Origin of the sequence: Lentzea xerophila, assembly GCF_051094245.1 — a bacterium.
GTDB lineage: Bacteria > Actinomycetota > Actinomycetes > Mycobacteriales > Pseudonocardiaceae > Lentzea > Lentzea xerophila.
Genome location: NZ_CP194934.1, coordinates 8,598,308 through 8,614,637, shown reverse-complemented (window position 1 = coordinate 8,614,637; position 16,330 = coordinate 8,598,308). Strand labels below are relative to the sequence as shown.

General features: G+C 69.8%; 19 protein-coding genes. 14 read left to right on the top strand and 5 right to left on the bottom strand.

Annotation, left to right across the window (positions count from 1 at the left end):
• Positions 1-26: 26 nt before the first annotated feature.
• Positions 27-878 carry an SDR family oxidoreductase gene (locus tag ACRSBM_RS41410; protein ID WP_434452160.1) on the top strand — a complete coding sequence of 284 codons (852 nt, stop codon included), beginning with the start codon at positions 27-29 and terminating at the stop codon, positions 876-878.
• 25 nt (positions 879-903) lie between these two features.
• On the opposite strand, the gene ACRSBM_RS41405 is transcribed toward ACRSBM_RS41410, so the two are convergent.
• Entirely contained in the window at positions 904-1,185 is a 282-nt protein-coding gene (locus ACRSBM_RS41405) for a YciI family protein (protein WP_434452159.1), read from the bottom strand.
• A gap of 40 nt (positions 1,186-1,225) precedes the next feature.
• On the opposite strand from ACRSBM_RS41405, the gene ACRSBM_RS41400 reads away from it, so the two are divergent.
• The 10 genes from ACRSBM_RS41400 to ACRSBM_RS41355 all read left to right on the top strand — a co-directional run bounded on the left by ACRSBM_RS41400 (position 1,226) and on the right by ACRSBM_RS41355 (position 9,667).
• Positions 1,226-1,789: a SigE family RNA polymerase sigma factor gene (locus ACRSBM_RS41400; protein WP_030465839.1), complete on the top strand. Its 564-nt coding sequence runs from the start codon at positions 1,226-1,228 to the stop codon at positions 1,787-1,789.
• A gap of 140 nt (positions 1,790-1,929) precedes the next feature.
• Complete coding sequence (locus tag ACRSBM_RS41395; protein WP_434452158.1) at positions 1,930-2,838, top strand: ROK family protein; 909 nt, start codon at positions 1,930-1,932, stop codon at positions 2,836-2,838.
• Complete coding sequence (nagA, locus tag ACRSBM_RS41390; protein WP_434452157.1) at positions 2,838-3,989, top strand: N-acetylglucosamine-6-phosphate deacetylase; 1,152 nt, start codon at positions 2,838-2,840, stop codon at positions 3,987-3,989. Before ACRSBM_RS41395 ends, nagA begins: the two co-directional genes overlap by 1 nt.
• A gap of 4 nt (positions 3,990-3,993) precedes the next feature.
• Entirely contained in the window at positions 3,994-4,188 is a 195-nt protein-coding gene (locus ACRSBM_RS41385) for a hypothetical protein (protein ID WP_434452156.1), read from the top strand.
• Between the two features lie 23 nt (positions 4,189-4,211).
• Positions 4,212-4,928 carry a DedA family protein gene (locus ACRSBM_RS41380; protein WP_434453461.1) on the top strand — a complete coding sequence of 239 codons (717 nt, stop codon included), beginning with the start codon at positions 4,212-4,214 and terminating at the stop codon, positions 4,926-4,928.
• 76 nt (positions 4,929-5,004) lie between these two features.
• On the top strand, positions 5,005-6,291 hold the full coding sequence (locus tag ACRSBM_RS41375) for an FAD-dependent oxidoreductase (RefSeq protein WP_434452154.1): 1,287 nt from the start codon (positions 5,005-5,007) through the stop codon (positions 6,289-6,291).
• Positions 6,234-6,803 carry a TetR/AcrR family transcriptional regulator gene (locus ACRSBM_RS41370; RefSeq protein ID WP_434452152.1) on the top strand — a complete coding sequence of 190 codons (570 nt, stop codon included), beginning with the start codon at positions 6,234-6,236 and terminating at the stop codon, positions 6,801-6,803. Before ACRSBM_RS41375 ends, ACRSBM_RS41370 begins: the two co-directional genes overlap by 58 nt.
• A gap of 36 nt (positions 6,804-6,839) precedes the next feature.
• The gene (locus ACRSBM_RS41365; protein WP_434452150.1) at positions 6,840-7,988 is read left to right on the top strand and encodes a glycoside hydrolase family 18 protein; all 1,149 of its coding nucleotides are present in this window, start codon (positions 6,840-6,842) and stop codon (positions 7,986-7,988) included.
• A gap of 4 nt (positions 7,989-7,992) precedes the next feature.
• Positions 7,993-8,196 carry a hypothetical protein gene (locus ACRSBM_RS41360; RefSeq protein WP_434452149.1) on the top strand — a complete coding sequence of 68 codons (204 nt, stop codon included), beginning with the start codon at positions 7,993-7,995 and terminating at the stop codon, positions 8,194-8,196.
• Positions 8,197-8,230: 34 nt separating this feature from the next.
• Positions 8,231-9,667, top strand: coding sequence for an amidohydrolase family protein (locus tag ACRSBM_RS41355; RefSeq protein WP_434452148.1), 1,437 nt, complete (start codon positions 8,231-8,233; stop codon positions 9,665-9,667).
• On the opposite strand, the gene ACRSBM_RS41350 is transcribed toward ACRSBM_RS41355, so the two are convergent.
• Positions 9,664-11,040, bottom strand: a complete 1,377-nt coding sequence (locus tag ACRSBM_RS41350) for an FAD-binding oxidoreductase (protein WP_434452147.1) — start codon at positions 11,038-11,040, stop codon at positions 9,664-9,666. The genes ACRSBM_RS41355 and ACRSBM_RS41350 overlap by 4 nt on opposite strands.
• 297 nt (positions 11,041-11,337) lie before the next feature.
• Between ACRSBM_RS41350 and ACRSBM_RS41345 the strand changes: the two genes are divergently transcribed.
• Positions 11,338-12,006, top strand: coding sequence for a DedA family protein (locus ACRSBM_RS41345; protein ID WP_434452146.1), 669 nt, complete (start codon positions 11,338-11,340; stop codon positions 12,004-12,006).
• A gap of 47 nt (positions 12,007-12,053) precedes the next feature.
• Here ACRSBM_RS41345 and ACRSBM_RS41340 read toward each other — a convergent pair whose 3' ends face one another.
• Both ACRSBM_RS41340 and ACRSBM_RS41335 read right to left on the bottom strand, forming a co-directional pair.
• Positions 12,054-12,689, bottom strand: a complete 636-nt coding sequence (locus ACRSBM_RS41340) for a nucleoside/nucleotide kinase family protein (protein WP_093595565.1) — start codon at positions 12,687-12,689, stop codon at positions 12,054-12,056.
• Positions 12,653-13,498, bottom strand: coding sequence for a carbohydrate kinase family protein (locus ACRSBM_RS41335; RefSeq protein WP_434452145.1), 846 nt, complete (start codon positions 13,496-13,498; stop codon positions 12,653-12,655). The genes ACRSBM_RS41340 and ACRSBM_RS41335 overlap by 37 nt, the downstream gene beginning before the upstream one ends.
• 34 nt (positions 13,499-13,532) lie before the next feature.
• Here ACRSBM_RS41335 and ACRSBM_RS41330 point away from each other — a divergent pair, with 34 nt between their 5' ends.
• Positions 13,533-14,507 (top strand): LacI family DNA-binding transcriptional regulator, encoded by a 975-nt coding sequence (locus tag ACRSBM_RS41330; protein WP_434452144.1) that lies wholly within the window; start codon positions 13,533-13,535, stop codon positions 14,505-14,507.
• Entirely contained in the window at positions 14,501-15,232 is a 732-nt protein-coding gene (locus tag ACRSBM_RS41325) for a sugar phosphate isomerase/epimerase family protein (protein ID WP_434452143.1), read from the top strand. Before ACRSBM_RS41330 ends, ACRSBM_RS41325 begins: the two co-directional genes overlap by 7 nt.
• Here the strand turns inward: ACRSBM_RS41325 and ACRSBM_RS41320 are convergent.
• Positions 15,222-16,319: a glycoside hydrolase family 76 protein gene (locus ACRSBM_RS41320; RefSeq protein ID WP_434452142.1), complete on the bottom strand. Its 1,098-nt coding sequence runs from the start codon at positions 16,317-16,319 to the stop codon at positions 15,222-15,224. The genes ACRSBM_RS41325 and ACRSBM_RS41320 overlap by 11 nt on opposite strands.
• Positions 16,320-16,330 lie beyond the last annotated feature (11 nt).

Genomic DNA, 16,330 nt, shown 5'->3' with positions numbered 1-16,330 from the left:
GGAGTAGGTTGCGTTACCGTGACGGCATGGACGTCACGGGCAAGGTGGTACTGATCACCGGCGCGGCCAGGGGCATCGGCGCCGAGGTGGCAAGGCAACTGGCCGCGCGCGGGGCTCGGCTCGCGCTCGTCGGGCTCGAGAAGGCCCTGCTCGAAGAGGTAGCGCGGGAGACCGGCGGCAAGGCGTGGGAAGCCGACGTCACCGACTGGGACGTGCTCGAACGCGTCACCAACGAGGTCGCCGAGCACTTCGGCGGCATCGACGTCGTGGTGGCGAACGCGGGCATCGCGGCCACCGGGTTCGTGCGCTCCATGGACCCCAAGGCGTTCGAACGGGTCATCGAGGTCAACCTGCTCGGTGTGTGGCGCACGGTCCGCACGGCGCTGCCACACCTGATCCGCAGCCGCGGCTACTGCCTGGTCGTGTCGTCGCTGGCCGCGATCGTCCACATCCCCGGCAACGCGGCCTACTCGGCGGCGAAGGCGGGCTGCGAGGCGTTCGCGGACAGCCTGCGCGCCGAGGTCAGGCACCTGGGCGTGGACGTCGGCACCGCGTACTTCTCGTGGATCTCCACGGACATGGTCAACAGCGCCGACGAGCACCCGGTCTTCGGCAAGCTGCGCAAGGGCATGCCGGGCCTCGCCGGCAAGAAGTACCCCGTCCGCAACGTCGGGAAGGCCGTCGTCCGGGGCATAGAGAAGCGGGCGAGGGCGGTCCACGTCCCCGGCTGGGTCGGCGCCTTGAAGTACTTCCGCGCGTTCACGCCGGTGGTCGTGGACCGCCAGTTGGTCGACGAGGTGGCCGACGCCGACCGGCAGATGGCCGCGAGCGACACGTCGGGCCTGGTCGGGCCGGGCGGCCAGGCCGCTGGTCGGTGATTCGCCGCGCCGGGGCGCGGCCATGTCACAGGAGCCAGGCTCCCAGCACGACGTTCCACTCGCGGACGTTCCACTCGGCGACGACGTCCGCGGCCGTGTACGGGTCGGCGGCGATGATCTCCTTCACCGCCGCCTCGTCGTCGGCGCTGTAGACGATCATCGCGCCGGCGTCGTCCGCGAACGGGCCACCGGCGAGGACCACGCCCTTCTCGACGAGAGAGGCGACGTACTCGCGGTGCGCGGGGCGGGTCGCGAGGAGCTTGTCGCGATCGGGACCGAACACCAATTCGACTGCAAAGCGGGCCATGCGCCCACCGTAGTGAAGCTGACCGGTACCGTCCTACCTTGTGGTTGGCGAAGAAACCCCGCGCACCGTGCAGGACACCCTGACCAACCTGCGAATCAAGGACGGCGTCGCAGGACCTCCCACAGGGCCGCTCACGCTCGAAGACCTGTACAAGCAGCACCGCATGCGCCTGATCAGGCTCGCGCTGCTGCTCGTCGACGAGCCCGCGACGGCAGAGGACGTGGTCCAGGAGGCCTTCACCGGCCTGCACCGCAACTGGAAGGGCCTGCGTGACGCGCAGGCGGCCGTCGGCTACCTGCGCACGGCCGTGGTCAACGGCTCGCGCAGCGTGCTGCGCCGGCGCAAGACGGCCCGCGACTACACGCCACCGCACGTGGCGAACGCGCGCTCGGCCGAGTCGCTCGCGATGCTGACCGCCGAACACCAGGCCGTGGTCAAGGCGTTGCAGCAACTGCCGCCGCGCCAGCGCGAGGTGCTCGTGCTGCGCTACTACGGCGACCTGTCGGAGGCCGAGATCGCCGAGGCCACCGGCATCTCGAAGGGCACCGTGAAGTCGACGGCGTCCCGCGCGCTCGATGCCCTGCAGAAGATCATGGCGGGCTGAGCCGAGCAGGCAACAAACTTCACCGTTTCCCCAGCTGACGCCGTTTTGCCCGATGCGACGGTTTCAGCTCGTAAGACCACACGCCCAAATCGGTACTTGGTATAGACCAATAGGCCTCCCATGCCGCAGGATCAGTCCCCGTGGCACGCAGACACGTGGTCGCCGTTGACATCGGTGGCACCGAAACCAAGGCGGCGCTGGTCTCCGGGACCTCGGACGCGGTGGCGGCGGAGAAGCACGCACGCCGGGCGACGCCGGGCGAGCTCGAACCGCTGCTCGCCGTCATAGCCGAGCTCGTCGACGAGCTCAGCCAGGCTTCCGAGCACAAGATCGACGCCGTGGGGATCGTGGCGCCGGGCATCGTGGACGAGGCCAACGGTGTCGGCGTGTACACGACGAACCTGCCGTGGAGCCAGTTCCCGTTCAGCACCGTCCTCACCGAACGGCTGGGTGTCCCGGTCGCGTTCGGTCACGACGTGCGTGCTGCTGGCCTGGCCGAATGCCGCATGGGGGCCGCGAAGGATTTGCGCAACGCGGTGATCATGCCCATCGGCACCGGGATCGCCGGCGCGCTGCTGCTGGACGGGAAGATCTACAGCGGCGAGGGCTACGCGGGTGAGATCGGACATGTGAACGTCGGCCACGGCGTGCCTTGCGCGTGTGGCCAGATCGGCTGCGTGGAGACAGTGGCGTCCTCCGCGGCGATCGCCCGCCGGTACACCGCACGTACCGGCACCCCCGTCAACGGCGCCGCTGAGGTCGCACTCAGGGTGAAGAACGGGGAGCAGGACGCTGTCGCCGTGTGGCACGAGGCCGTGGACGCGCTCGCCAGGGGCATCCTGGTACTGGCGACGCTGCTCGGCCCGGAGGCCGTCGTGCTCGGCGGTGGGCTCGCACTCGCAGGAGACCTGCTGGTGGAGCCGTTGCGGGAAAGGCTGGACGGGCTGATCGCCTTCCAGCGCCGACCGGAGCTGCGGCTCGCGGCGCTCGGCGACGAGGCAGGTTTCCTCGGCGCGGCGCTGCTGGCCATCGACACGCTGGAGGCGTGATGAGCACGTGGGGTGGACCAGTCGACGTGACCCTGACCGGTGGTCGGGTCGTCACGCCGGGCGGGGTGCTCGAGAACGGGTGGGTGAGCGTCCGCGACGGCAGGATCGCCGCGGTCGGCGAGGGGATGGCACCCGACGGGCCGGCGACCGACGTCAGCGGCTGCACGATCGTGCCCGGGTTCGTCGACATCCACTGCCACGGCGGTGGCGGTGACGCGTTCACCAGCAGCGACCCGGTGAAGATCCGCAAGGCCGCGGCGGCGCACCGCAGGCACGGCACCACGACGTTGCTGGCCTCGCTGGTCTCGCGCCCGGTGCCGGAGCTGGCCGACCAGGTGTCCGCGCTGGCCGAGCTGGCTCAGGAGGGCGTGGTCGCGGGCATCCACCTGGAGGGCCCGTTCCTGTCCGCTGCCCGTTGCGGCGCGCACGACCCGGCGATCCTGTGCCCGCCGGAGCAGACCTCGGTGACCAAGCTGCTCGACGCGGGCAAGGGCACCGTCCGCATGATCACCATCGCACCCGAGCTGGAGGGCGCGGTCCAGGCCGTGCACCAGCTCGTCGACTCGGGCGTCATCGCCGCCATCGGTCACACCGACGCGACGGAGGCGCAGGTCCGGCCGGCCGTCGACGCCGGCGCGTCCGTGGCCACGCACCTGTTCAACGGCATGCGTCCGCTGCACCACCGCGAACCCGGCCCGATCGGCGCGCTGCTGGACGACGAACGCGTGACCGTCGAGCTCATCTGCGACCTCGTGCACCTGCACCCGACCGCTGTCCGCCTGGCCGCGCGTCACGCGGGCCTGGAGCGCACGATCCTGATCACCGACGCCATCGCGGCGGCCGGTGTCGGTGACGGCGTGTACGACGTCGGCGGGCTCGAGGTGCGCGTCGTCGACGGAGTGCCAACGCTGGCAGGCGGCGCGGCGCTGGCCGGCAGCACGCTCACGATGGACATGGCGTTCCGCAACGCCGTCAACTCGTGCGGGCTGTCGCTCGTTGAGGCCGCCTACGCCACCTCGACCCGTGGCGCCGAGCTCCTCGGTCTCGACACCGGCAAGCTCCAGCCGGGTTGTGCGGCGGACCTCGTCGTGCTGGATGCAGAATTGAAGCCGAGGGACGTGATGGTCAGGGGCGAGTGGGTCAAGGAATAGGTGGATGGCGGACGATCCGGAGCGACTGGTGACCGACGCGCTGCGAGCGCAGGCGACCAGCACGAATGCCGGATTTGTCGCACCTGCCGCAATTGCCGACGAGCGTCCCGCACCCATGTCCGCGTGGTGGGTGCTGGGCCTCGCCCTGCTGTTGGGCCTGGCAGCGGGCACGGTGGCCGCAGTGATCACGCTCAGCTGACCTGTACCGTTGTCGCCGTGACGATTGCATTGGGCCCTGACTGGCTGGACCCCACCGTGCTGCTGAACGGGCTCGGCCCGTACATGCTCATCGGGCTGTGCCTCATCATCTTCGCTGAGTGCGGGCTGCTCGTCGGCTTCTTCCTGCCCGGCGACTCGCTGCTGTTCACAGCGGGTCTCTTCGTCGCGGCGGGCACCATCGACACCCCGCTGTGGCTCGTCTGCGTGCTGCTGACGATCTGCGCGTTCGTGGGCAACGTCGTCGGCTACTACATCGGCCGCAAGGCCGGTCCGGCGTTGTTCAGCAAGCCGGAGTCGAAGATCTTCAAGAAGGAGTACGTCGACAAGACGCAGGAGTTCTTCGACAAGTACGGCGCGCGCGCCATCGTCCTCGCCCGGTTCGTGCCGATCGTCCGCACGTTCATCACGGCGATGGCCGGTGTCGGCAGGATGGACCCGAAGAAGTACTTCACCTACTCCGCGATCGGCGGCGTCGCGTGGGCCGCTGGTCTGACGGTCCTCGGCTACTTCCTCGGCCAGGTCTCGTTCATCAAGGACAACCTCGAGATCACGCTGCTCGCCATCGTGTTCCTGTCGATCGTGCCGATCATCGTCGAGGTGATCAAGGCGCGCAGGGAGAAGAAGTCGCTCCTGCAGGAAGAGGCGGACGACATCACGCAGATCATGGACGCACAGCTCCACGACGACTCGACGCAGGTCATCCCCCGCGTCGAGCGCTGACCGCAGAGAGCCCGTCCGCTCCGGCAGGCGGGTTTTTTGCTGGCCAGATTCGAATACAGAGCTGTACTGTATTAATATGATCACTGTGGTGGGGGCGGGTCCGACCGGCTTGGCGCTGGCGTGCGGACTCAGGCGGTTCGGGGTGGACGTGCGGGTGGTGGACGCGGCCGGTGGCCCGGCCACGACGTCGAGGGCGATGGGCTTGCAGCCGCGCGGCGTGGAGGTGCTGGCGCGGCTGGGCGCACTGAGCGACCTCGCCGAGAAGGCGGTCCGGTTGCGGTCGATGCGCCTCAACGGCGAGGTGGCGCTGGACATGAGCGCGCTGCGCGAAGCCGGTCAGCTGGTCGTCTCGCAGGCCCGCGTGGAGGAACGGCTGCGCGACCGGCTGTCCGCGCTGGGAGTGGAGGTCGAGTGGAACACGCCGGCCTCCTCCGTCACGGAGTGGGACTGGCTCGTCGGCTGCGACGGCGCGCACTCGGCGGTGCGCAAGATGGCCGGCATCGCGTTCGAGGGCTCGCAGGTGATGGAGAACTTCCTGCTGCGTGACGTCCACGCGGCGTGGGACCTCGACCGCGAGTCGATCCACATCTTCGCCGACGGACCGTCGATGACGACGATCTTCCCGCTGCCCGGCGGCGTCTGGCGCGTGATGTCACCGGACGGCGGGCGGTGGACGCCGGGGCCGATCGACTCGGTGGAGTGGGAGTCGACGTTCCGGATCCACCGGCGGCAGGCCGCGACCTACCGGCGCGGCACCGTGTTCCTGGCGGGCGACGCGGCGCACATCCACAGCCCCGTGGGCGGACAGGGCATGAACACCGGTCTCGGCGACGCGGAGAACCTGGCGTGGAAGCTCGCGCTGGTGGTGCGGGGCAGGGCGACCGAACGGCTGCTCGACACCTACGAGGCCGAACGCCGGCCGATCGGCGCACGGGTGCTCGCCTCGACCACTCCGGCGACGCGGCTGGTGCTGGGACCGGGCCTCGTGACGCGGACGATCCGGGACCGGGTGATGTGGCCGCTGCTGAACGCGGGTCCCGTGCAGCGGCGGCTGGTCCGGTTCACCTCGCAGCTCGACGTGAGGTACTCGGGACCGCTGGCGGCCGGACGGCGTGGCGGCGAGCGGGTGCCGGCGTTCGCACGGGTCGGCAGGTGGGTGCTGGCGGGGCCCGCGGCGTGCCTGGAGGTGGCGCGGGACCGGCTCGGGGACGTCGTGCACCATGAACGCGCCGGCGACACGCTGCTGGTGCGTCCCGACGGGCATCTGGCGTGGCGCGGCCCGACCTCCCCGGAAAGGCTCTCCGCGTGGCTGAACGAAGTGCTGGGCGTCCCCGCGACCCCGAGGCTGACAACGCGATCCTGACGGCGGCGTTCGAGCTGTTCCTGGAACGCGGCCTCGACGGCACCTCGATCGAACAGGTCGCGAGGCGCGCGGGCGTGACCCGCGCGACGGTCTACCGCCGGTTCGCCACCAAGGAGGACCTGCTGTTCAGCGTGATCGAGCTGCCGCGCACCGTCGCGGCGCTCGATCCGGAACGGATGGCCGTCGCACCGCCGGAGGAGACGCTCAGGGGCTGGGCGGCGTTGCTGTCGACCGAGCAGTCGGTCCAGCTGCTGCGCCGGATCGTGGGCGCGTCCGCGGACAACTTCGAGCTGATGCGGCGGTACTGGACGCTCTTCATCGCCCCGCGGCGAGCGGTGCTGAAGGACCTGCTGTGTCCCGGTTTTCCGCCCGGTACCGACCTGGAGGTCGTCGTGGACGTGGTGGGAGGTGCGCTTTTCTACCGCGCGCTGACCCGTCCGGAGCACAACACGGCCGAGGCACTGGAAACCTACCTGCTCCAGGTGTTGCACCAGGTCGGATACCGACCCTAGGTTGTTTTGGTCTAAACCACTAGGTGGAGGCCACCGATGTCGTTGCTCCGCAAGGGACTGGCGGTCGCACTGGCCGCACTTTCCGTCTCAGTTGGCATTGGCGCCGCCGAGGCCGCGCCGTCCAGGAAGATCGTCGGCGCCTACTACGGCAACTGGTACAGCGGCTCGAAGCCGATCTCGTCGATTCCGGCGAACACCCCGATCACGCACCTGTTCTACGCGTTCGCGCTCATCGAGAACGGCAGGTGCGTGATGCCGGCGACCACCGCCGCCAAGGACTTCGCGGACATCCGGGACCTCAAGCAGCGCAAGCCGTCGTTGAAGGCGCTGATCTCGCTGGGCGGCTGGGGTGCGGGCGGTTTCTCCGACGCCGCGCTGACCGCCGCCTCGCGCAGGACGCTCGTTCAGTCCTGTGTGGACCTGTTCTTCACCGACGGCACGTTCGACGGCATCGACATCGACTGGGAGTTCCCGGTCTACGGCGGCCCGGCCGACATCACGGACCGCCCCGAGGACAGGCGCAACATGACGCTGCTGACCCGCGACTTCCGCAAGGCGCTGGGGTCGCGCAAGCTCGTCACCGCCGCGCTGCCCGCCGGACGGCTGCAGACCGACGGCCCGTACGACCCGGCGAAGTCGTTCGAGCTCCGCGAGCTGTCGCGGATCATGGACTTCATCAACGTCATGACCTACGACCTCGGCACCGGTTTCTCGCCCGTGGCCACGTTCAACGCCGGTCTCCGCGAGGTCTGGAACGACCCGATGCCCGCCGCCGACCGCAGGTGGAACAACGTCGCCGGTGCCATCGACTACTACCAGCGGCACGGCGTCTCGCCGCGCAAGATGGTGCTCGGCACCCCGTTCTACGGCCGCGGTTTCAACGTGCGGACCGAGGGACCGCAGCACGGCCTCTACCAGCCCTACGACAGCGCGTTCTGGGTCGACGGCTACCAGGAGGTGCTGAAGCTGAAGGCGACTCCCGGCTGGCAGGAGTACTGGCACCCGGTCGCGCAGTCGCCCTGGCTGTACAACGCGGCCGAGAAGAAGTTCGTCTCGTACGAGAACCCGCGCTCGATCGGGATCCGCGCGGACTTCGCCCGCTCCCGCGGCCTGCTCGGCACGTTCATGTGGGAGCTCGGGCACGACGACGCGCAGCACTCGCTGCTGAAGGCGATGACGCGCTGAGCCGATGCACCAGCAGGTGGAGGACCGGATCGCGCTGCTGCGCCAGGAGCTGACCAGCCGGGAGACGTGGCGGGTGGCGGCGGCGCTGCACTACGTCGCCGAGACGCTGGACCACGAGCACCGCGCGGCGCTGGTGCCCGAGCTCGCCGAGCTCAGCACCAGCCCGCTCTGGGCGGTCAGCGCGCGGCAGGTGCTGGAAAGGATTTGAGTCTGACGTAACGTCAAGGTGTTGGTTGGACGGCATGACCGACACCACTCGACGCGAAGTGCTGGGATGGCTGGGCGGACTCGGTGCGGCGGCGGGCCTGGGCCTGCTCGCACCGGGCACCGCCGGTGCCTCCGTGAGCGTCACCGCACTGCGCGGCGCCACGCTCGTCGACTCGTCCGGAGTTCGCTCCGGCACCACGATCGTGCTGGCGGACAACAAGGTTCTCGCCGTCGGCTCGTGCGACCTGCCGTTGCCGCGCGGCTCCACGGTGCTGGACGTGGCCGGCAAGTTCGTCATCCCCGGCCTGTGGGACATGCACGTGCACGGCGCGTACCTGGACCGGATCACGTTGCCGTTGTGCCTGGTCAACGGCGTGACGGGCATCCGCGAGATGTGGGGCTTCCCGCCGATCTACGAGCTGCGCGAACGGATCGAGCGCGGCGAGGTGTTCGGGCCCCGGCTGGTCGTCGGCAGCTCGATCATCGACGGCCCGCACTCCACGTTGCCCGGCGCCCTGATCGTCAGCACGCCGGACGAGGGACGCCAGGCCGTGCGGGACGCGAAGACCCAGGGCGCCGACTTCGTGAAGGTCTACTCGTACCTGGACCGGCCGACGCTCGCGGCCATCGCGGACGAATGTTCCCGGCAGGCCATCACGTTCGCCGGACACTGCTCAAACCACGTGGCCCTGGGCGACGCGAGTGACCTGGGACAGCGGACCTTCGAGCACATGTACGGCCTCTCCCTCGCGACGAGCGCACGGGAAACCCAGCTGCGCCAGGCGATCGCGGACCTCCCGCTCGACCCGGCCAACTCGTTCGCGTGGTTCAAGCAGGTGCTGGAGCTCGAACGCCAGGCCGCGCTGTCCCACCGCCGCACGAAGGCCATCGCGGTCGCGAAACGGTTGCGGCGCAACAACTCCGCGCTCTGCCCGACGATGGTCGCGATGCGGGTGTACTCGAGCCCGGCGGACCGGTTCGCCGACGACCCGCGGATGAGGTACATGCCGGCGTTCTACCGGGACTTCTGGCGCGACGGGCTCCAGCAGTGGGCTCCCGTGACACCACAGGAGATCCGGCAGCAGGCGGAGTTCTTCCGGCGCCGCCTGGACCAGGTCGCCGAGATGCACGCCCACGGCGTCGAGGTGCTGGTCGGCACGGACGCCGGAAATCCCTACTCGTTCTCGGGGTTCTCCGTGCACGACGAACTGGAGCTGCTGGTCGAGGCGGGCCTGTCGCCCGAGGCGGCGTTGAAGGCCGGTACGCGCGCCGGCGTGGTGCAGGCCGGGGCGGAGGCGAACCTCGTGGTGCTGGACGGGAACCCGCTCAAGGACATCCGCAACACGCAACGGATCCACGCCGTGCTGACCCGCGGCCGAGTGCTCGGGGCGGCCGAACGGCAGAAGATGCTCGCCGATGTGGAAAAGGCCGCGCAGGAGCCGTTCCCGCCGGCCGTCGCCACCTGTTGCTAGAGACTGAACATCGAGCCGGGGTTGAACAGGTTCTCCGGGTCCAGCGCGCGCTTGACGTCACGGTGCACCCGGAGGCCCACCGGCCCGATCTCCTTCTCCAGCCACTCCCGCTTGATCTTGCCGATGCCGTGCTCGCCGGTGACCGTGCCGCCCAGGGACAACCCGACGGCGAGGATGTCGTCGAACGCCTTCTGGGCGCGCGCGAACTGGTCGGCGTCGGTGGGGTCGTAGACGATCGTCGGGTGCATGTTTCCGTCGCCCGCGTGGCCGACGACGGCGATCTTGAGGCCGACCTCCTTCGCGATGTCCTCGCAGCCCTGGATGAGCTCGGCGATGCGGGTGCGCGGCACGCACACGTCGTCGGTCAGCCACGAGCCGTAGACCTCCAGCGCGGTCAGCACGGCGCGGCGGGCGGTGAGGAGGTCGCGGCCCTCGTTGACGTCGTAAGTCGAGTAGACGAGGTCCGCCTCCAGGCAGATCTCCTCGATCTTCCGCAGCTCCTGCCGGGCCTGCTCGCCGCCCGCGTCGGACTGGCAGATCAGCAGCGCCACGCAGCCGGGGCCGGCGCCGAGCTCGGTCTTCAGGTACTGCTCGACGGCCTCGATCGAGGTGCGGTCCATGATCTCCATCAGCGACGGCACCAAGCCCTCGCGGACGATCCGGCTGACCGCGGCGCCCGCCGTGGCGGTGCTGCCGAACGCGGCGACCAGCGTGGCCGGGGCCTGCGGAAGGGGCCTCAGCGCGAGCGTGGCCTTGGTGATCACGCCGAGCGTGCCCTCCGAGCCGATGAAGAGCTTGGTCAGGTCGTAGCCGGCGACGCCCTTGACCGTGCGGCGGCCGGTCCTGAGCACCTCGCCGTCCGCCAGGACGACCTCCAGGCCCAGCACCGAGTCGGTGGTCACGCCGTACTTCACGCAGCACAGGCCGCCCGCGTTGGTGGAGAGGTTGCCGCCGATCGTGCACCAGTCGTAGCTGCTCGGGTCCGGCGGGTAGAACAGGCCGTCCTTCTCGACGGCGCCGCGCAGGTCGAGGTTGACCACGCCGGGCTCGACGACGGCGAGGCGGTTGTCCGCGTCGATCTCGACGATCGCGTTCATCTTGGTCGTGACCAGGACGACGCAGCCCTCGATGGCGTTCGCGGCGCCGGAGAGGCCGCTGCCCGCACCGCGCGGGACGATGGGGACGCGGTGGCTCGCGCAGGCCCGCACCACCGCCTGGACCTGCTCGGTGTTCAGCGGGAACACCACCGCCAGCGGGCTGCCGTGCGGCGCCAACGGCATCATGTCGCGCTGGTAGCTCGCGGTGACGTCGGCGTCGGTCAGGACGCCGGAGTCACCCACTGCGGTGCGGAGTTCGGCGAGCAAGGTCTCCATACCGTCACGCTAGTGGGAACGGCCCGGATCGTCGGCCGTGAATTCGCACTCAGCGGGACGCCTCGTGGTACCGCCCCGTACGTCCGACAGGAGTACGGCACGACACGTCCATCTGACGGCGAGTTCACACGGCATGTTCCAATCTGCCCCACTGGTCCGATTCGACTGGTTCACTCGATGATGATCACCACCGGAAGGAGTTCATGTAGTGACTCAGCGTGCTCAATCCAGATTTCGCCATCCCGTTAGCCCGATGTCGCCACGTCGGCGACGCGGCACGACGTAGGCTGGCTCACCGTGGCGCATGCTTTCGCCTCGCTGGAGACCGCTGGTCCGGTGGCCGTGTGGGTCATCGTGCTGAGCTTCATCTTCGTCGAGTGCGCTTTCATCTTCGGGCTGTTCCTGCCCGGTGACTCGCTGCTGTTCGCAGCCGGCGTCGTGCTGGCGACCCACAGCAGTGAGCTGTCGGCGTGGGCGCTGTCCCTCGTGGCCCTGATCGTGGCCGTCGTCGGCAACCAGGTCGGGTACTACATCGGACGGGCCACCGGCACGCGCGTGCTCGCGCGCAAGGGCGGCAAGGTGCTGAACCGGGAGAATCTGCAACGCGCCGGCGAGTTCCTCGACCGGCGTGGCTTCTGGGCCGTCGTGCTCGCCCGCTGGATCCCGTGGATCCGCACGCTGGCACCGATGATCGCCGGTGCCGCCCGCATGGACATCCGCCGGTTCACCCTGGCCACGACCATCGGCGCCATCGCGTGGGTGCCGACGCTCGTACTCGCCGGCTACTACGGCGCCGGCATCCTGCAGCAGCTCCCGTGGCTCGAGACGGCGGCGATCGTCATCAGCGTCGCGTTCTTCATCGGCGGCACCGGCTGGGGCACCTGGCGCTACCGCCAGGAGATGCGCAAGCCGATCGACGAGACCAGCGAGGACCTCGAGCACGTCAGCCACCCGCACGCGGGCTGAGGCACGGCAACCCGGTTCATCCGCGGCAGGTCACGCGCCGTCGCCCCTTAGAGGACCTCGGTGATCAGCAGGTCCGCTGATCCCTTCGACGAGTTCACCATCAACGCGTTGACGTGGTCCGTGCCGTGCAGCACCCGTTCCTCCGCCTCCGACAGGGTGCGCCCGTACCGCAGGTGGCGGTCGATCAGGCGTTGCACGCGCACGTCCTCGTCGATGAACAGGAACCACGCCTCGTCCAGGATGATCCGGACGCGCTTCCACTTGTCGTAGTTGAGCAGCAGGTAGTTGCCCTCGGTGACGACGAGCGGGACGTCCGGGTGCACCGGCACCGCGCAGGCGACCGGCTCCTCGATCTCGCGGCGGAACTCCGGCGCGTAGATCATGTCCGGCCCGCACGCCTTGATCCGGCCGAGGAGGTCCACGTAGCCGGGGATGTCGAACGTGTCCGGCGCACCCTTGCGCTCGACCAGCCGCAGCCGTTCGAGCTCGCTCTGCGCGAGGTGGAAGCCGTCCATCTCGACCAGCACCGCCTGGCCGTCGAGTGCCTCGACGAGCCGGCGCGCGAGTGTCGACTTGCCGGAACCGGGTGCTCCGCCGATGCCGAGAATCTTGCGCTCACCCTGATCGGTGAGCACCCGAGCCCGTTCTAGCAGCTCGTCGAACCTGACCTGCTGTCCTGCCACCGCGCCAGCTCCTCAACCCAGTCCCCGACCGCACCGACGCGAACGGCTGCCGCCTCCGACGCGTAGCCGATGGCCCGCACCGGGTCCGCCCCTGCCGCGAGCGCATGGGCGTACGCGCCGTGCCAGACGTCGCCGGCACCGTTCGTGTCCATCACCTGCACCGCGGGCACCGGCACCTCTCCGGCCGAGCCGTTCCGCGACCAGGTCACCGGCTCCGCACCGTGCGTGCGGATGACCAGCGGCACCCCGTAGGAGTGCACCTCGGCCTCGGACAGCTCGAACCCCGAAGCGCAGGCAGCGACGTCCACCAGCGGCAACAGGTGATCGAGGACAGGTTTCCAGCTCCCGGCGTCGAGCACCACAGGCAATCCCAGCTCTTTCGCCTGCCGGGCGGCGGGGATCACCAGCCCTTCATGGTGTCCATCCAAGAGCACGACGTCCGCGGCGGCGAGCAGTTCGGACAAATCGGGCGCTTCGACCGGCACCGAGGCGTTGCGGGAGACGACCGTGCGCTCCCCATCAGCGTCTCTGACGACGACCATGCTCACGGGCGTCGTACCGGCCACGGCGGTGACTTGGACCGGGTCCAAGGAGGCCCGCACGAATTCACCCAGTGCGTCGGCACCCAACGCGGTGAGCAGAGCCGCCTTTCCGCCCAGCGCCGCGACGGCACGGGCCGCGTTCGCCGCCGGACCGCCCGGCGACAGCACGGCGTCGAGCGAGCGGATCTTCTGCCCGGGATCGGGGAAGGCGTCCACCCGTTGGGTCACGTCGAGAGTTGTGAGCCCGACACACAGCACGGCTGCCATCAGGGCTTCCTCCAAACGGGTAAGGTCCCGAGCCATGGTCACCATGCGGGATGTCGCGGCTCTCGCGGGGGTCTCCATCACCACGGTGTCACACGTGATCAACGAGACGAGGCCGGTCGCCGGAGACACGCGCGAGCGCGTCCAGAAGGCGATCGACGAGACCGGGTACACGGGCGACGCCATCGCGCGGTCGCTGGTCATGGGCGGCACGAAGTCGCTGGGCCTGGCCGTGTCGCTGGTCTCCCACCCGTACTTCGCCGAACTGATCGCCGCCATCGAGTCCGAGGCGACTCGCAACGGCTACTCGCTCGTGCTGATCGACACGCGGGACACCCCCGAATCCGAGCAGACCGCGGTCAGGATGCTGCGGTCCAGACGGGTCGACGGGCTGCTGCTGACCCCCTCGGCCGGCGGCGGGAGCCTCGTGCTGCCGGAGCTCAAGCGGCTGAACATCCCCACCGTGCTGGTGGACAGGCTGACCGTGGCCAAGGACATCGACCAGGTCGGGCCGGAGAACGTGCAGGCCACGTCGGGCCTGGTGAGGCACCTCGCGGAACTGGGGCACCGCCGGATCGGCATCGTCTGCGGCAAGGCGGGCGTGGCGACGACCGAGGAGCGCATCCTCGGCTACCGGCTCGGGCTCGGCCGCGCGGGCCTCAAGTGGGACGAGGCACTGGTCTCGCAGAGCGGCTGGCTCGCGCCGCTGCTCGACCAGGACGACCCGGCGACGGCCGTCGTCGCGGCGGACCACCTCGTCACGATCGGCATGCTGCACGAGGCACGCGCCCGCGGCCTGAAGCTCGGCACCGACCTGGCCGTCGTCGCCTACGACGAGGTCGAGTGGGCCACGTTGATCGAACCGCCGCTCACCACCCTGGCCCAGCCCGTCGAGGAGATCGGACGGACCGCAGTGAAGCTGCTGCTCTCCCGGATCGCTGACCCGGACCGGCCGCCGGAGACCATCCGGCTGGCGCCGTCGCTCCTGCACAGGCAGTCCTGCGGATGCTGATCCCCGGACTCGTCTCGGTGACGTTCCGGCAGCTCACCGTCCCCGAGATCGGTGAGCTCGCGCTGGAGTGCGGGCTGCAGGCCGTGGAGTGGGGCGGTGACGTGCACGTGCCGCCCGGCGACTTCGAAGCGGCACGACGGGCGCTGGACACCGGGCTGAAGGTGGCCGCGTACGGGTCGTACTACCGCGCGGGTGTGTCCGATCGCGGTGACCTGGCGGCGATCCTGGAGACCGCGGCCGAGCTGGACGCGCCGTTCGTGCGGGTCTGGGCGGGAAGGTCCGGGTCGGCCGAGTGCCCTGATCGCGGACCGGTGGTCGAGGCGCTGCAGCACGCCGTGGAGCACGCCGAGGCGATGGGCACGCGGATCGCGCTGGAGTACCACCCCAACACACTGACGGACACGCTCGACTCGACGGTGCAGCTGCTGGACGAGGTCGACGGCGTGGTGTCGTACTGGCAGCCGGTCGGGGGCCAGGACGTGTTCTCGGCCGTGCACGAGGTCCGGACGCTGGAACCGGTGACGGCGCACGTGTTCTCGTGGGGTCCGGGTGGCTTCACCGACCGGCTGCCGCTCGCCGGGCGCCGCGACCTGTGGAAGCCGGTGCTGGCCGAGCTGGCGCGGGACGGCGTCGAGCGCAACGCGCTGCTGGAGTTCGTCCTGGACGACTCGCCGGAGCAGTTCCGTGAGGACGCCAAGACGCTGTTGAGCTACATCACGCCGTAGCGACGTCCAGGCCGTTGCGTTCGAGCAGCGCCGCGGCCTCCAGGCACATCCAGCCGCCGAGCTGGACGGACAGGTCGCGCCCTTCCTCCTCGTTCGCCGGGGCCGTCCACTCCGGACCGAACAACGGGCCGCTCACCGCCATCACACGGCCCATCCACACCGCGTCCGCGGACTGGACCACGAGCTCCCTGGCGAGGTCCGCGGTCTCGTGCAGGTCGGGGTCGAGATCGGGGATCGTCAGCGCGGCCTGGGCGAGGTAGCGGGTGAGGATGCCCGCGAACAGGCCGCCGTCGCCGCCGCCCTGCCCCTTGATCACGCCGTTGGTGGCGAGGTCGTCGTGCACCGCGGTGATCGTGCGGGCGGCCTTGCCGAGCCACTTGTCCGGCTGGCCGTGCCTGGCCAGCTCGACGCACGCACCGATCAGAACTCCTTGGCAGTACGTGTAGATGTTCTTCTCGTACTCGCGGATCTCGCCGTTGGGGTGGATGTGCAGGCCGTCCCAGGCGAGGCCGCTGCCGGGATCGACCAGGTTGTCCTCCACCCAGTCCACGATGGACCGGGCGCGGGCGAGGTCGGTGCGTTCGTCCTGGCGGGCCAGGAAGATCGCGGCGGGTCCGTTGGCGGGGACGTTCTTGAAGTCGTCGTCGCGCCGCCACCAGATGCCGCCGCCGGCGTGGTCGGTCCAGCCCTCCCGCAGCTGGTCGCCGATCGCCCGCAGTGCCTTGGGCTTCGCGATGCCGACCTCGGTCCGGGCGCGTTGCAGGGCGAGGCCGAGCCACGCGATGTCGTCGTAGAAGTCGTTGGTCCAGCCGAGGATGTTGCGCACCCGGATGCCCCGCACGACCTTGGTGATCGCCGTCCTGCGCAGCTCGTTGGGCGCGCGCAGGTAACCGTCGATCATGCAGTCGAGCAGATGCGCCTGCCACCAGTAGTTGAAGCTTGTGTGGATCTTGTCCCGGAACAGCGGGGGCCACGCCCGCGTGCCGAGCAGCGTGCCCGGCACGCCCCAGACCCGTCGAAGGTGCCTGGAGTACACCGCACGCTCCGCGACGCCCGCGCGCGCAGCCAGCAGTTTCGCGATCACCACCTGGCCATGGT